The organism is Mesorhizobium bavaricum (assembly GCF_056781655.1).
In genome coordinates, this window is sequence record NZ_CM165566.1 from 5,740,551 (window position 1) to 5,755,116 (window position 14,566).

The window sequence follows — 14,566 nt, forward strand, 5'->3', positions numbered from 1 at the left end:
ACTGTTTGGCCTTGAAACTGCTCGATCCGGACGATTTCGAGATCTTCAAGCGAATTCGCCTGGAGGCCTTGCGTGTTGCTCCCGAAGCCTTCGCCAGCAGCGTATCGGATTGGGAAAGTCTCCCTGACGAGGAGTGGCGTCGGCGCCTGACGACCAACCCGGTCGTCGTCAGCTTCCGGGGCGAAGAGCCTGTCGGCATAATGGGCCTGATGCGGCAGCAGGGCAGCAAGATGGCGCACCGCGCCACCATCATCATGGTCTATCTGCGCGACAGCGAGCGTGGCGGCGGACACGCCGTCGCGATGCTCAATCTGCTGCTCGATCATGCGCGCGCATTGGGCATAAGGCAGGTCGAGTTGGCTGTAAGCGCGGAAAATCCCGCCGCCATACGATTTTATCAACGCGAAGGTTTTCAGGAAATTGGCTGCATACCTGCAGGCTTTCTTCATGAGGGCCGGGAGATCGACGAAATCGTGATGGCGCGCCGCCTGACATAGGATCTGTGTGTTCCATCGTGAGGATTGCCGAACGGCGCCCTGGCGCCTACATCCGGTAAAACCGCTTATTGAAGGGCCCGCGCCATGAACAGCCTGATCGGCCAATTCGACATTTCAGACGATCGCATCAAGCAGATCGTTGCCGACACCATAAACGGCGCCGATGACGGCGAGCTGTTCCTCGAATACAGCGAGAGCGAAGCGCTGATGTTCGACAATGGCCGGCTGAAGACCGCCAACTTCAACACCGACCAGGGGTTTGGCCTGCGTGCGGTCGCCGGCGAAGCCAGTGGCTATGCCCATTCCAGCGACCTTTCCGAAGCCTCGCTGCTGCGCGCCGCCGACGCCGTTTCAACCGTCAAGGGCGGCTATTCCGGCACACTCGCCGCAGCACCGGCCCGCACCAACCGCCATCTCTATGGCGACGAGAATCCGATCCCCTCGCCCTCCTTCGAGGCCAAGGCAAAGCTGCTGCAGGAAATCGACGCCTGGCTGCGCGCCGAGGACCCGCGCGTGCGCCAGGTTTCAGCCTCGCTGACCTCGTCCTGGCAGCATGTCGAGATCGTGCGCGCCGATGGCCAGGTGGTGCGCGACATCCGCCCGCTGGTCAGGGTCAGTGTTTCGGTCGTCGTCGGCGACGGCGACCGACAGGAGAGCGGCTCCTACGGCATGGGCGGACGCAAGGCCTTTGGCGACTTCCTTGTCGAGGACAGCTGGAAGCACGCCGCCAGGGAGGCGCTCAGGCAAGCGCTGGTCAATCTTGAGGCCATACCGGCGCCGGCTGGCACCTTCGACATCGTGCTGTCCAGCGGCTGGCCGGGCGTCATGCTGCACGAGGCCGTCGGCCATGGGCTGGAAGGCGACTTCAACCGCAAGAAGACCTCGGCCTTCGCCGGCCTGCTGGGCCAGCAGGTCGCCGCCAAGGGCGTGACGGTCGTCGATGACGGCACCATGCCGGAGCGGCGCGGCTCGCTCACCGTCGACGACGAAGGTACGCCTTCAGCTCGCAACGTGCTGATCGAGGACGGCAAGCTGGTCGGCTACATGCAGGACCGCCAGAATGCCCGACTGATGGGCATGAAGGCCACCGGCAACGGCCGGCGCGAAGGCTATGCGCACCAGCCGATGCCGCGCATGACCAACACCTTTATGACGGCGGGCGACATGGAGCCGGACGAAATCATCGCCTCGGTCAAGAACGGTATCTATGCCGTGTCCTTCGGCGGCGGCCAGGTCGATATCACCTCGGGCAAATTCGTGTTCGGCTGCACCGAGGCCTACATGATCGAGAACGGCAAGGTGACGCAGCCGATCAAGGGCGCCATGCTGATCGGCAACGGGCCGGACGCCATGCACCGCGTTTCCATGATCGGCAACGACATGAAGCTCGACACCGGCATCGGCATGTGCGGCAAGGCCGGACAGGGCGTCCCGGTCGGCGTCGGCCAGCCGCATTTGCGCATGAACCAGATGACGGTGGGTGGCACCAGGGTTTGAGCATGCCGGGATGGAACATCGCCTTCCAAACGATGTTTCCGAATGCAACCAACCATCCAAGGTCGTCATCTTGACAGGAGCCGGCATTTCGGCGGGATCGGCGTCGCAACGTTCCTCGATCCTGACGGGGTCTGGGGGAGAGACGGCATTTTCCAGCTAATCCCTCTCAGCACCTTGAAGTGAACACAATCGACATTAGGAAATTGTTATGTCTTCAACTGCCTGGGCTGCCTTTTGCGCACGGACGCAGCACCAGCTTCCTTGTTGCGGTGGTGGTTTTGGCAATGCGGCATATCTCCGGCGTCCTGACTTCGTCTTTCCTACTTGGCTTCGTTTCGTTAATTGGTGCGACATCGCTGCAAGCCAGCCCGGCGGCAGCACAGTCGACGTTGTTCAAGTCGCGATCGACGCAATCTTCAACGGAAGGGCTGCGCTCCGCCACCGTTGGTGCAAGCACCAGCGTCCCCTACGGTTGGGTCGATTTCTGCCATCGTCGACCAAAAGAGTGCAAGGTACGCGCTCTGCCGGCCGCGAATGTCAAGCTGACGGCGCAGAACCTACGCATCCTCAAGCGGATAAATCAGAAGGCGAACAGCGCCATCAAACCCGTCAGCAATTTCGATCACTGGGGCACGATGGCGGACCACTGGGATTACCCCGTGGACGGCAAGGGCGACTGCAAGATCTACGCCCTCTACAAGCGCAAGCTTCTTCAGGAGGCGGGATTCCCGCGGCAGGCGCTGCTGATGACCGTGGTGCGCGACCTGGACAATGAGGGCCACACCATCCTGACAGTGAAAACCGACAAGGGCGATCTTGTCCTGGACAATCTGGTCAATGAGATCAGACCTTGGAATGCGACGGGCTATTACTTCCTCAAACGCCAGTCCCAGCAGAACCCAAACACATGGGTGTCGATCAACCAACGGGGCGGCACGTCGAAACGACTGTCGCCAAGCTAGTAGGAGCCGAAACCCACGGCTACCGCCTCTTTCTCGGCTTCTCCAGCAGCGCCACCGCCTCGACATGCGGCGACCACAGGAACTGGTCGATCGGCGTCACGCTTTTCAAGGTGTAGCCGCCGTCGAGCAGAATGCGCAGGTCGCGAGCGAGCGTCACAGGATTGCAGGACACCGCGGCAACGTAGGGGACATCCGAGCGCGCGATCTGCTTCGACTGGTCTTCGGCGCCGGCGCGTGGCGGGTCGAATACCAGGCCGTCGAAGGCATTCAATTCCTTGAAGGTCAGCGGCCGCCGGAACAGGTCGCGGCGTTCGCCCGTCACCCGCTTCAGACCGCTCGCGAAGCGTGATCCCCGGTCGAGCGCCGAAAGGGCTGCCGCATCGCCCTCCACCGCATGGACTTCCGACTTCGCCGCCAGCCGCAAGGCAAAGCTGCCGCAGCCGGCGAAAAGATCGGTGACCTTCTTGGCACGTTTGAGATGTCCGCCGACAATATCGGCCATGGTCTGTTCGGCGGCCTCGGTTGCCTGCAGAAAGGCGCCCGGCGGCACGGCGACAGCGACACTGCCGAACATGACGACAGGCTTCCTTGGCTCGATGATGATCTCGTCGTCGATCGACAACCTGGCAAACCCCTGAGCCAGGACGAAGTTGGAGGCGACACGACGCTGGTTTTCGCCGAGCTTGCCGGATTCGTGAAGCGCGACATCGAGGCCCGAACCGGTCACGGTGACCGCCAGCCGGAACGATTTGGTGGTGGCGCAGACCAGTTCGGCGAGCGCCTTCAGCCGATCGAGTGCGCTGACGATCTCGGGCACCGAGATCGGGCATTCCGAAATGGAGATGATTTCCGGCGACAGATGGCGATTGAAGCCGAGCTGCATGCCTGTATCGGTGCGCCGTGCGGCGAGCACGACACGGCGGCGCGTGTGCGGCACGCAGGCGACCAGTTCGCCGACCTCGCAATCGATGCCCTTGCCCTTCAGGGCGTGCACCACCTTTTCGCGTTTCCACTGGCGGTAGGCTTCGGCTTCGAAATGCTGGAGGGCGCACCCGCCGCATTCGGTGAAATGGCGGCAGGCGGGTTCGATGCGCAGCGGCGAGGCTTCCAGCACCGCCATGAGCGTGGCGCGATCCCTTTCGCGCGCGGCGTTGACGACCTCGCCGGGCAGCGTGAAGGGAATGAACAGATCGCCGCTCTCGGTCTCTGCGATACCGTCGCCCTGGGCGCCGAGTTTCCTGATGCTGAAGCGCGCGCTCATCGATCCTTGATCCCACCGAGCAGGAATTCGCGGTTGCCGTCGCCGCCTTCGATCGGCGACAAATGCATCCCCAGCGAGCGCCAGCCGGGAACGGCGTCCAGCCAATCCTGCAGCAGGCCGGCGACACGGGCGGCATCGAAGGGATCCTTCAACAGGCCGCCCTTGCCGATCGCTTCGCGGCCCGCCTCGAATTGCGGCTTGACCAGAAACATGGCGGCGGCACCTACCTTCGCGATGGCGAGCGCCGGCGGCAGCGCCAGTTTCAGCGAAATGAAGCTGACATCGGAAACGATGAAATCCGGGATCCGGCCGGCCAGATCGGCGACTGTGAGATCGCGCGCGTTCAGGCCCTCGATGACAGTCACACGCCGATCGTTGCCGATATCGGGATGCATCTGGCCATGCCCGACATCGATGGCGGTGACGTGGGCCGCACCGCGCTCAAGGAGGACCTGGGTGAAGCCGCCGGTCGAAGCGCCGATGTCGAGTGCTTCGCGGCCAGCGGGATCGAGGCCGAAATGGTCGAGCCCGCCGATCAGCTTGAGCGCCGCGCGCGACACGTAGCCTTGCGCAGGATCATCGATGGCGATCAGGCATTGCGGCAGAACGTTCTGGCCGGGCTTGCGCGCAATGACACCGTCGACGGTCACCGTACCGCGTTCGACCGCGTCGCGAGCGCGCGAGCGGCTGGCAAACAGCCCGCGCTGGACGAGCAGGTCGTCGAGCCGCTGGCGGGCGCTGGCTGGCAAAGGCAAGTTCATCGGCCTTCATGGCGAAAGCTGGTCGCGAAGGCAAGGACATTGGGGCGGGTACATCGTTGGAAGCCGTGCGAACCCATCAAGCCGCTGCGCCGCTTGCGCGCATAGCATCGGGTCCAGCACAATACGCGCGCCGGAAAGAATGCGCCTTCGTTCGAGATCCTGTTCTGTCCCACTTGCGCATGCGTGCTCGCCTGGCGTGGCTTGCGCTCCAGCCCCACTGGCCGCACTCGAATCCCCGTCAATGTCAGGCTTGCACCGCCGGAAGCCGTCGCCGACTTGCCGATCGACCATTTCGATGGTCTCGACACTTACGACGACCTGCCGCGCGATGGCCGCTGCGCGCGACATGTGGTTCTAGCGCGCCGCTTGAACGGGCGACATGCCCTAGAAAATGGTTCGCGAAACCTGGCGATCGACGGCTGGAGACAAGCCGTCGCCGCGATCCCCCGAAGCCTGCTCGCGGGGAGGCTCGGGCGCGCCCACAGGCGCCGGACCGGGATCCGGCAGGACGACCAGTTGCGGCACCTGCTTGTAGGAAAAGCCGCCGCGGATATCGCCCATCTTGCCGGCGATGATGCCCATGGCCGCCTTTTCAAGGCTGCGATCATAGCGCGTTTCGGCGGCGGCCGGTGCGACGATGGCCGCTGAAAGCGCCACGCCGCACAGAAGCGTTCTCATTGTTGTTGTCTCCCTGCCTGATCACGGTCTAGCAGGGCGCCGTTGAAAAACGGCCAAGAGACAGGGTAAGCAAAGCGCCAAACGGCAGCCTTAACAAGGCGTTAAGACATCAAGCCGGCAAACTGATTCAAGCCCTTGAGATTTTGATTCAGGCGCGCTGGGCGCTGGCTGTATGGCCGAGGGCGACGAACACTGTGCGCACGATGCCGGCGGCATCCAGCCCGGCATCGGCATACATCTTTTCCGGCTTGGCGTGGTCGGAGAATACGTCGGGCAACACCAGCGGGCGCACCTTCAGGCCGCTTTCCAGTAAGCCTTCATGGGCGAGAAACTGCAGCACGTGGCTGGCGAAGCCGCCGACGGCGCCCTCTTCCACCGTCACCAGAACCTCGTGCGAGCGGGCCAGCCGCCGGATCAGATCCTCGTCGAGCGGCTTGGCGAAACGGGCATCGGCGACCGTGGTGGAAAGCCCGGCCGCGCCAAGCTCCTCGGCGGCAATCAGGCAATCCTGCAGCCGCGTGCCGAAGGACAGCAGTGCGACCTTGCTGCCTTCCCTGACGATACGGCCCTTGCCGATTTCGAGGATCGCGCCGCGCTCCGGCATGTCGACGCCGACGCCGTTGCCGCGCGGATAGCGGAAGGCGATCGGGCCCTCGTCATAGCTCGCCGCGGTGCGCACCATGTGGCGCAGCTCCGCTTCGTCGGCCGCCGCCATCACCACAAAACCCGGCAAGGTTGCCAGGAAGGTGGTGTCGAAGGCGCCGCAATGGGTGGCGCCATCGGCGCCGACGAAGCCGGCGCGGTCGATGGGAAAACGCACCGGCAATTTCTGGATCGCGACGTCGTGGACGACCTGGTCGTATGCGCGCTGCAGGAAGGTCGAATAGATCGCGGCGAACGGCTTGTAACCTTCGGTGGCGAGGCCAGCGGCGAAGGTCACCGCGTGCTGTTCGGCGATGCCGACATCGAAGGTCCGCGACGGAAACGCTTCGCCGAACAGGTCAAGGCCGGTGCCGCTCGGCATGGCGGCGGTGACCGCGACGATGCGGTCATCCTCACGCCCTTCCTGGACCAGGCTTTCGGCGAACACCTTGGTGTAGGCCGGTGCGTTGGCCGGCGCCTTGGCCTGCGCTCCGGTGATGACGTCGAACTTGTTGACGCCGTGATATTTGTCGGCGGCGGCCTCGGCCGGCGCGTAGCCCTTGCCCTTCTGGGTGACGACATGGATCAGCACCGGGCCTTCGCCATTGTCGCGGACATTCTTCAGGACCGGGATCAAATGCTCCAGATTGTGACCGTCGATCGGGCCGATATGATAGAAGCCGAGTTCCTCGAACAGCGTGCCGCCGGTGACATAGCCGCGCGCATGCTCGACCGCCCGGGTGATCGCACGATCGGCGCGCTTGCCGAGATAGGACGTCAGTTTCTTGCCGAAGTCGCGCAGGCCGACATAGGTCTTGCCCGAGGCCAGACGCGCCAGATAGGCGCTCATCGCGCCGGTCGGCGGCGCGATCGACATGTCGTTGTCGTTGAGAATGACGATGAGCCGGGCATCGAGCGCGCCGGCATTGTTCATCGCCTCGTAGGCCATGCCGGCCGACATGGCGCCGTCGCCGATGACGGCGATGACGTTATTGCGGCCGCCGGAGAGGTCGCGAGCGGCGGCCATGCCGAGGCCGGCCGATATCGATGTCGAGGAATGGGCGGCGCCGAAGGGATCGTACTCGCTCTCGGCGCGGCGGGTGAAGCCGGACAGGCCGCCCTCCTGACGCAAGGTGCGGATACGGTCGCGGCGGCCAGTCAGGATCTTGTGCGGATAGGCCTGATGGCCGACATCCCAGATCAGCCGGTCATCCGGGGTGTTGAAGACATAGTGCAGCGCCACCGTCAGCTCGACCACGCCAAGGCCGGCGCCAAGATGGCCGCCGGTGCGGGACACCGCGTCGATCAGCTCGGCGCGAAGCTCGGATGCCAGTTGTGGCAGTTCGCTCTCGGCAAGCGTGCGCAGGTCGGCAGGGATGCGGACCTTGTCGAGGAGCGGCGTATGCGGCGTTGCGTTCACGGGTAGGCCTGCTCGGGCTTTCTGTTCATGGGCGGGATAGGCCGCCGGCCGGCGAAAGTAAATGCGTGTCAGTGACGCGGATCAGGCTGTGGTTCTATCTGTTGGGCATGATCTCGTCCGAAAACCGGTTCCCATTCTCGGGATCATGCCCTAGCTTTCCGGCAGCGGGATAAATTCTTCCTCATCGCCGGGAACGATGTCGAAGCGGCCCGTCTTCCATTCTTGCTTGGCCTGCTCAATGCGCTCCTTCGACGACGAGACGAAATTCCACCAGATGTAACGCTTCGAGCCGAGCGAGGCGCCGCCGAACAGCATGAAATGCGCGCCTGTCTGCGACGACACAACGATCTCGTCACCGGGCCGGAACACCAGCAAGCGCTCGGCCGGGAAAACGTCGCCCGAAATCGAGACCTCGCCTTCGAGGGTGTAGATGGCGCGCTCTTCCGCGTCGGCGGGAATTTTCACGCTGGCACCGGGCGCCAGACGCAAATCGGCATAAAGCGTCTCGGAGTCGGCCCTCACCGGGGACCGCAGCCCCTGGAAATCACCGATGACGATGCGCCCGCTGACGCCTTCGGCATCGATCTCGGGAAGTCGAAGCGCTGCGGTGTTTTCGAACACCGGGGCCACTTCTTCCTTGCCGTCCGGCAATGCCAGCCATGTCTGCAGGCCTGAGACCGACATCGGCGCGCCGCGCAGTTCCTCGGGCGTGCGTTCCGAATGAACGATACCGCGGCCGGCGGTCATCAAATTCACGTCGCCGGGCTGGATAACCATTTCGGTGCCGAGTGAATCGCGATGCCGGATCTTGCCGTCGAACAGGTAGGTCACCGTCGACAGCCCGATATGCGGGTGCGGACGGACATCGAGCGCCTGGCCGGCGCGCAGGATCGCCGGGCCCATGCGGTCGAAAAAGATGAAGGGCCCGACCAGCCGCCTTTTGGCGGTCGGCAGCGCGCGGCGCACCTGGAAACCGCCAATGTCCTTGGCGTTCGGGATGACCATCAGCTCGATCTGATCGCTGGCAAAGTCATCGCCGACTTCAGGGTCTTTCCCAGGGAAGAAGCTCATGCACTCTCCTTGTCAGCGGCCGCGCCTACTTGCGTCAGGCAAAACGGACCGCGGCTTTTGCCCGCGCCTTGGCCGCCACCTCTTCGCGATTGCGAGGATGCTGATGGGTTTCGAGGGAATCGAGAAGCTCACGCGCCGATGCCGCGATGGCCTCGACGGCGTGGTCGAACGCGTGCTGGTTCTGCTTCGAGGGCCGTGTCGTTCCGCTCAATTTGCGGACAAACTGAAGGGCTGCGTCGCGCACCTCGTCTTGGGTTGCAGGCGGATCAAAATTGAACAGGGTCTTGATGTTTCTGCACATCGTTTGCGAACCTCCTCTTCCTGAAGCCGTTTCAATCGGGACGAATTCCATCCTCGATCATGATCATGTCCAAAAACCGATGAGGCAAGGCCATCGTTCGGGAGCATGCCTCAGTCGGCGTCGAGCGGCTCCGTTCCAACCGGCTTGCCGTCGCGCGACAGCCTGATCTTCTCGACCTTGTCCTCGGCGGCCTTCAGCAACCGGTCGCAATGTGCCTTCAGCGCCTCGCCGCGCTCGTAGATGCGGATCGACTGGTCGAGCGGCACGTCGCCACGCTCCAGATCATCGACGATCTTCTCCAGCGCGTCGAGTGCCTGTTCGAAGCTCATCGCCTTGATGTCTTCGTTGGTCTCACCAGCCATCATTCATCCTTTCATCAGTCGCCCGACATGGGCGGCGACCGAAAATGCCAGTCCCTGCAGATCGTAGCCACCCTCGAGCAAGCTGACGAGCCGGTTGCCGCTGTGGCGCGTGGCGCGCTGCATCAACTGGCCGGTCGCCCAGTCAAAATCGTCCTCGGTCAGGTTGATCTCGGCCAATGGATCTCGGTGATGAGCGTCGAACCCGGCCGAAATGATGATCAGGTCCGGCGCGAAATTGTCGAGCGCCGGCAGGACCCGCGACAGGAAGGCGTCGCGGAAAACCTCGCTGCCGGTCTGCGGCGCCAACGGTGCGTTGACGATGTTGCCGGCGCCGGTTTCGCTCTTTGCCCCGGTGCCGGGATAGAGCGGCATCTGGTGCGTCGAGCAATAGAGCACCGTCGGATCGTCCCAGAAAATATCCTGCGTGCCGTTGCCGTGATGCACGTCCCAGTCGACGACGGCAACGCGCTCGACGCCATGTTTCCTCTGTGCATGGCGCGCCGCAATCGCCGCCGTGTTGAAGAGACAGAAGCCCATGGCCGTGGTCTTTTCGGCATGGTGGCCGGGCGGCCGCGCGGCGACGAAGACATTGTCGGCGCGGCCTGTGAAAACGTCGTCCACGGCAGCGTTGGCAGCACCAATCGCCGTGATCGCCGCTTGCCAACTCTTCGGGCTGGCGGTGGTGTCGGCGTCGATGCGGGCAATGCCCGTGTCGGGAATGGATGCGCGGACGCGGGCGACGAAATCGGCGGGATGCGCGTAGAGGATGGTGGCCTCGTCGCCCTCCGGCGCCTGGACGCGATCGAGCGTGGCAAAAGCCTCGTCGTCGAGCACACGCTCGATGGCGCGCAAGCGGTCGGGCCGCTCGGGATGGCCGGGCGGCGTGATGTGCTCGAGGAAGATCGGATGGCTGTAGAGACGGGTGGTCATCGCCCTAATCTAGTGACCCGGATCGACAAAGGCCATGCGCAGGCGGTTGATGACTGGGGAAAATCACGCCTGCGTCCATTGGTGTCGCTACGGGCATTGGCGTCGCCAGTGCTTCGGCGTAAGGTCGCCGCCACTGCCTGGTGCTCGCCGCAAGCGAGAGAATCGGGAACACGGTTGAATTCCGTGGCGTGCCCAACGCTGTGAGGGGGACCGCGCCGGTAAATGCCACTGTCGATGACGGGAAGGCACCGGACGCGGGTTGATCCCGAGCCAGAAGACCGGCCTGGCAGGTATCGTCGTCCGCATGGTCAGGCGGATGACATCTACTGCAATCGCAAGGGGACACGCGATGCCGGAACACATGACCGCTCCAGTTGGCGACGGATTTGACCAAAGTGCACGCAACGCGGTTTACCGCGCCATGTTCACGCGGCGCGATGTCCGCAGCCATTTCCTGCCCACCGCGCTCGAAGATGATGTGCTGGCGCGGCTGCTGCTTGCGGCCCATCACGCCCCATCGGTCGGCTTCATGCAGCCATGGAACTTCATCGTCATTCGCGACACCGAGCGACGGCAGAAGGTGCGCGACCTGTTCCTGGCGGCGCGCGAACAGGAGTTGCCAGCCATCGCGGAAGAGCGACAGGCGCTCTACCGCAAGCTCAAGCTGGAAGGCATCTGCGAAAGCGCGCTCAACATCTGCATCACCTGCGACCGCCAGCGCTCGAAGGGTTCGCCGCTGGGGCGCTGGCACAATCCGGAGATGGACCTCTACAGCACGGTTTGCGCGGTGCAGAACTTCTGGCTGGCGGCGCGCGCCGAAGGTGTTGGTGTCGGCTGGGTCAGCATCATCGAGGCGCAAGCGTTGAAAGACCTGCTGTCAATTCCAGAGCATGTGACCCCGGTCGCCTATCTCTGCGTCGGCCGCGTCTCGGAGTTCGCGCCAAAACCGGACCTTGAAACGCACGGCTGGGGACGCCGCCTGCCGTTGCCGGAGCTGATCATGAGCGAGATTTTTTCCGGGCAAGGCGAAGCGCCGCTCAAATCGACCGTAACGCGCCTCAACGCTGTCGGCGCCGCACCGGCGACGGCGACCGCCGCTGATCAGCCTGTCGCGCCGGCCGTGCCCCAGCGCGAGCCACCGAAGGAGGCCAGCGCCTTGTCCTTGAGTTCCCTGAATTTCGACGACGCTTCGGCCAGCCGGGCGTCCCACTCGGGATCGGGCACCTGGCCCTCGATGGTCCTGAAATAGACCTGCATCAGGCAGGCGATGGCGAAGGGTTCGATGAACGCGGCCTTGAAAGCCCAGGCGAAGACAATGGCGAGCACGAAGGCCCAGCCCGCGAGCTGCCCGGGCATGAGGAAAAGAATGGCACCGGCCGGAGCCAGCATCAGCAGGAAGATGACGAACGACACGCCCCACATGACGACCGCCAGCCAGACGGCGTTCTTGACCATGATCTTGCCGTTCTGGGCGTAGAGCACGACGCCTTGCCGCGCCGTCTCGAACGGCGAGGCTGAATTGATGCGGATGTTGTAGCCCAGGATGATCTCGTCGACATAGGTCAGCGACAGGCGGATCACCGTGTTGATGAAGGAGACCAGGCCGCTCAAGCCCGGGATCGGCAGGAAAGCGGCGACGCCGCCGATCAGGCCGGTGATGGCGCGGATGGCGCCCTTGACCAGCTGGTCGACGACGAAAAGGATGCTGGCTTCGGCAAAACGCCGGGTGACGATGTCCTTGGCGTAGGCAATCTGGTTCTGGCCGTCGGGAATATCGCGGCCGTCGATCAGATGGACCATGACGGCGATATGGCCGGCCTTGACGACGTAGAGGATGTATTCGCGGATCCAATAAACGGCGATCGAGACGATACCGAACCCGACCACGCCGCCCCACAAGGCAAATGACAGCGGCTCGTCAGGATCGGTGGAGATATGGCCGATACCATAGCCAACGGAGGCGCCCGCACCGGTCGCAATGATGTAGGCCAGCGTGATGCCGAAATAGACGATCATGCGAAAGACAATGAAGGGCCAGGTCCGCATCATGATGGACACCGACCTGCCGATATCGAAATCCCACATGCCCCGAATCTCCGCTTCAGAGATGGCGCGAGAGGATGCGCTCAAACCGGCTATTGTCAATTGCGGGCAATGGCGCCGGACCGCCTATGGGGATTTCAGTTCGGCTGCGGATCAGGCTTTTTGAGCAGGCCTTCGAGCAGTTGCTTGAACGCCGTCACCACCTTCTTCGACGTCGCTTCGGGGTCGCTCGAATTGGCGATCCGTTGCGCCGCCTGACTGCTCGCCCCGTTGATCAGCCGCGAGGCAGTCTCGGGGTCGAGGCTGGAGACGACAACCCCCTCCTCCTGCAACATCGTCAGATGGCTGGTCATTGAAGCGATGCATGCATTGGCATTCGGCCATTGTGCCGGATCTCCCAGCACGGCTGGGCCATCCCGGAACATGATGCGCTGGATTTCCGGTTCCAACGCCATCTCGATATAGGTCGTGCATTCGTCGACGAAATGCTGCCAGCGGGTCGGCGCTCTCGACGCCACTTCGTTCACGTGCGCCGCCATCTCGCCGTCGATTTCGGCGATGACCGCCTGCAGCAATCCCTTCTTGTCGCCGAAGTGATGATAGAGTGCGCCGCGCGTCAGCCCGGCCGAGGCAGTGAAATCATCCATTGAGGCTTCAGCATAGCCGATCGTGCCGAAGGCGTGGCGGGCCGCCGCGATCAGCTTGGCGCGCGTCTCGGCGATCATTTCCTTGCGAGGTTTGTGCATGGCTTCTGGACCTACTAACATACGCTTCGTATGCCAATTGACATACGCGGCGTATGATCTATCTAACAATCATACGCTTCGTATGTAATTGTCGAATCTTCCTTTGTCGAGGAACCGGACCATGCAAAATCCCTATGCGGAAATCTTTCGCGCTCCCGGCGCCAAGGGCTTTGCAGCCGCGGGCTTCATGGCGCGCCTGCCGATCGCGATGGCGCCAATCGGCATCGTGGCGATGCTGTCGCAGACGCGTGGCGAGTACTGGCTGGCCGGCGCCGTCTCAGCGACATTCGCACTGGCCAACGCCTTCGTGGCGCCGCAAATATCAAGGCTGGTGGATCGCGTTGGCCAGACGCGGATCGTGGTGCCGACCACGATCATCTCCGTGCTCGCCTTTGCCGTCCTGATTGCGGCGGCCAATCAGAACTGGCCGGTATGGACGCTGTTCGTGTCGGCGCTGCTGGCCGCGGCGATGCCCAGCATCCCGGCAATGGTGCGCGCACGCTGGACCGAGATTTTCCGCGGACGGCCCGAAATGAACACCGCATTCGCCTTCGAGTCGGCGGCGGACGAGCTGGTCTACATTGCCGGGGCATCGCTGTCGGTGGGCCTCAGCTCCGCCCTGTTCCCGGAAGCCGGAATGCTGGCGAGTTCGCTGTTCCTCGCCGTCGGCTCGACGGCCTTCATCCTGCAGCGTTCGACCGAGCCGCAAGTGCGGCCGGTGGAACATGGTTCGCGCGGCTCGGCAATCCGCCTGCGGCCGGTGCAGATCATCACCTTCGCCCTCATCTTCATCGGCGCAACCTTCGCGACGACGGAAGTGAGCACCGTGGCGATCACCAAGGAGCTTGGCCAGCCGGCCGCCGCGAGCCTGGTCATCGGCGTCTACGCGCTGGGATCGTTCGTGCTCGGCATCATCGTCGGGGCGCTCAACCTGAAAATGGCCCTGCAGCGTCAACTTGCCATCGCCGTCGCCGTCATCGCGCTCACAGCGCTGCCGTTGCTCGCCGCCGACACGGTGCCGCTTCTGGCGCTGGCCGTCTTCGTCAGCGGCGTGGCGATCTCACCGACCTTCATCACGGCATTCGGCTTGATCGAGCGGCACGTGCCGGAGGCGATGCTGACCGAGGGCATCACCTGGGTGACCACCGGGATCGGCATCGGCATGGCGCTGGGCTCGTTCGCGGCCGGTTCGGTGGTGGATGCATTCGGCGCCCAGAACGGGTTCTGGGTGTCGGTGGCTTCAGGCACAATCGCACTGGCCACCGTGTTGCTTGGCCAGCGCAGCCTTGCCACGCCTAAATGCGACCTGGACGGATGCGAAGCAGGCGTCGTTCCTGCAGAATGATCCCCGAAGCGCCCGGTTCGAACGGGCCGCGCGCTATCCCCTGCGGTTGC

14 protein-coding genes, 2 pseudogenes and 1 riboswitch are annotated in these 14,566 nt (G+C 63.6%); of the genes and pseudogenes, 6 read left to right on the top strand and 10 right to left on the bottom strand.

What is annotated here, in order from left to right:
• The first annotated feature begins 5 nt into the window (after positions 1 to 5).
• The 3 genes from AC1RZR_RS28095 to AC1RZR_RS28105 all read left to right on the top strand — a co-directional run bounded on the left by AC1RZR_RS28095 (position 6) and on the right by AC1RZR_RS28105 (position 2,956).
• Complete coding sequence (locus tag AC1RZR_RS28095; protein WP_477274006.1) at positions 6 to 497, top strand: GNAT family N-acetyltransferase; 492 nt, start codon at positions 6 to 8, stop codon at positions 495 to 497.
• Positions 498 to 581: 84 nt separating this feature from the next.
• A complete protein-coding gene (gene tldD / locus AC1RZR_RS28100; protein ID WP_477274004.1) occupies positions 582 to 1,994 on the top strand; it encodes a metalloprotease TldD in 1,413 nt (470 codons plus the stop codon).
• Positions 1,995 to 2,173: 179 nt separating this feature from the next.
• The gene (locus AC1RZR_RS28105) at positions 2,174 to 2,956 is read left to right on the top strand and encodes a transglutaminase-like cysteine peptidase (RefSeq protein ID WP_481826649.1); all 783 of its coding nucleotides are present in this window, start codon (positions 2,174 to 2,176) and stop codon (positions 2,954 to 2,956) included.
• A gap of 19 nt (positions 2,957 to 2,975) precedes the next feature.
• Here AC1RZR_RS28105 and AC1RZR_RS28110 read toward each other — a convergent pair whose 3' ends face one another.
• Both AC1RZR_RS28110 and AC1RZR_RS28115 read right to left on the bottom strand, forming a co-directional pair.
• Positions 2,976 to 4,217, bottom strand: a complete 1,242-nt coding sequence (locus AC1RZR_RS28110; protein WP_481826650.1) for a class I SAM-dependent RNA methyltransferase — start codon at positions 4,215 to 4,217, stop codon at positions 2,976 to 2,978.
• Positions 4,214 to 4,978, bottom strand: a complete 765-nt coding sequence (locus tag AC1RZR_RS28115; protein ID WP_481826651.1) for a TlyA family RNA methyltransferase — start codon at positions 4,976 to 4,978, stop codon at positions 4,214 to 4,216. Before AC1RZR_RS28115 ends, AC1RZR_RS28110 begins: the two co-directional genes overlap by 4 nt.
• A 144-nt stretch (positions 4,979 to 5,122) precedes the next feature.
• On the opposite strand from AC1RZR_RS28115, the pseudogene AC1RZR_RS28120 reads away from it, so the two are divergent.
• A pseudogene (locus AC1RZR_RS28120) lies at positions 5,123 to 5,336 on the top strand (GFA family protein); the annotation flags it as partial.
• Positions 5,337 to 5,362: 26 nt separating this feature from the next.
• Here AC1RZR_RS28120 and AC1RZR_RS28125 read toward each other — a convergent pair.
• The 6 genes from AC1RZR_RS28125 to AC1RZR_RS28150 form a co-directional block, all read right to left on the bottom strand.
• Positions 5,363 to 5,656 carry a hypothetical protein gene (locus AC1RZR_RS28125; RefSeq protein WP_481826652.1) on the bottom strand — a complete coding sequence of 98 codons (294 nt, stop codon included), beginning with the start codon at positions 5,654 to 5,656 and terminating at the stop codon, positions 5,363 to 5,365.
• Positions 5,657 to 5,804: 148 nt separating this feature from the next.
• Complete coding sequence (dxs, locus tag AC1RZR_RS28130) at positions 5,805 to 7,718, bottom strand: 1-deoxy-D-xylulose-5-phosphate synthase (RefSeq protein WP_477273995.1); 1,914 nt, start codon at positions 7,716 to 7,718, stop codon at positions 5,805 to 5,807.
• 150 nt (positions 7,719 to 7,868) lie between these two features.
• Positions 7,869 to 8,789 carry a pirin family protein gene (locus AC1RZR_RS28135; RefSeq protein ID WP_481826653.1) on the bottom strand — a complete coding sequence of 307 codons (921 nt, stop codon included), beginning with the start codon at positions 8,787 to 8,789 and terminating at the stop codon, positions 7,869 to 7,871.
• Between the two features lie 34 nt (positions 8,790 to 8,823).
• Positions 8,824 to 9,090, bottom strand: coding sequence for a DUF2277 domain-containing protein (locus tag AC1RZR_RS28140; protein ID WP_481829130.1), 267 nt, complete (start codon positions 9,088 to 9,090; stop codon positions 8,824 to 8,826).
• A 110-nt stretch (positions 9,091 to 9,200) separates the two neighbouring features.
• Positions 9,201 to 9,452, bottom strand: a complete 252-nt coding sequence (locus tag AC1RZR_RS28145; protein WP_027035956.1) for an exodeoxyribonuclease VII small subunit — start codon at positions 9,450 to 9,452, stop codon at positions 9,201 to 9,203.
• Between the two features lie 3 nt (positions 9,453 to 9,455).
• A complete protein-coding gene (locus AC1RZR_RS28150; protein ID WP_379105723.1) occupies positions 9,456 to 10,382 on the bottom strand; it encodes a histone deacetylase family protein in 927 nt (308 codons plus the stop codon).
• A 121-nt stretch (positions 10,383 to 10,503) separates the two neighbouring features.
• Positions 10,504 to 10,683, top strand: a riboswitch (cobalamin riboswitch).
• A gap of 60 nt (positions 10,684 to 10,743) precedes the next feature.
• Between AC1RZR_RS28150 and bluB the strand changes: the two are divergent.
• Positions 10,744 to 11,361, top strand: a pseudogene (bluB, locus tag AC1RZR_RS28155) (5,6-dimethylbenzimidazole synthase); the annotation flags it as partial.
• Between the two features lie 122 nt (positions 11,362 to 11,483).
• Here the strand turns inward: bluB and AC1RZR_RS28160 are convergent.
• Together AC1RZR_RS28160 and AC1RZR_RS28165 are read right to left on the bottom strand one after the other, a co-directional pair.
• Complete coding sequence (locus AC1RZR_RS28160) at positions 11,484 to 12,467, bottom strand: hypothetical protein (RefSeq protein WP_481826654.1); 984 nt, start codon at positions 12,465 to 12,467, stop codon at positions 11,484 to 11,486.
• A 95-nt stretch (positions 12,468 to 12,562) separates the two neighbouring features.
• A complete protein-coding gene (locus tag AC1RZR_RS28165; protein ID WP_477273988.1) occupies positions 12,563 to 13,171 on the bottom strand; it encodes a TetR/AcrR family transcriptional regulator in 609 nt (202 codons plus the stop codon).
• 121 nt (positions 13,172 to 13,292) lie between these two features.
• On the opposite strand from AC1RZR_RS28165, the gene AC1RZR_RS28170 reads away from it, so the two are divergent.
• Positions 13,293 to 14,516, top strand: a complete 1,224-nt coding sequence (locus AC1RZR_RS28170; protein ID WP_481826655.1) for an MFS transporter — start codon at positions 13,293 to 13,295, stop codon at positions 14,514 to 14,516.
• Positions 14,517 to 14,566: the final 50 nt, after the last annotated feature.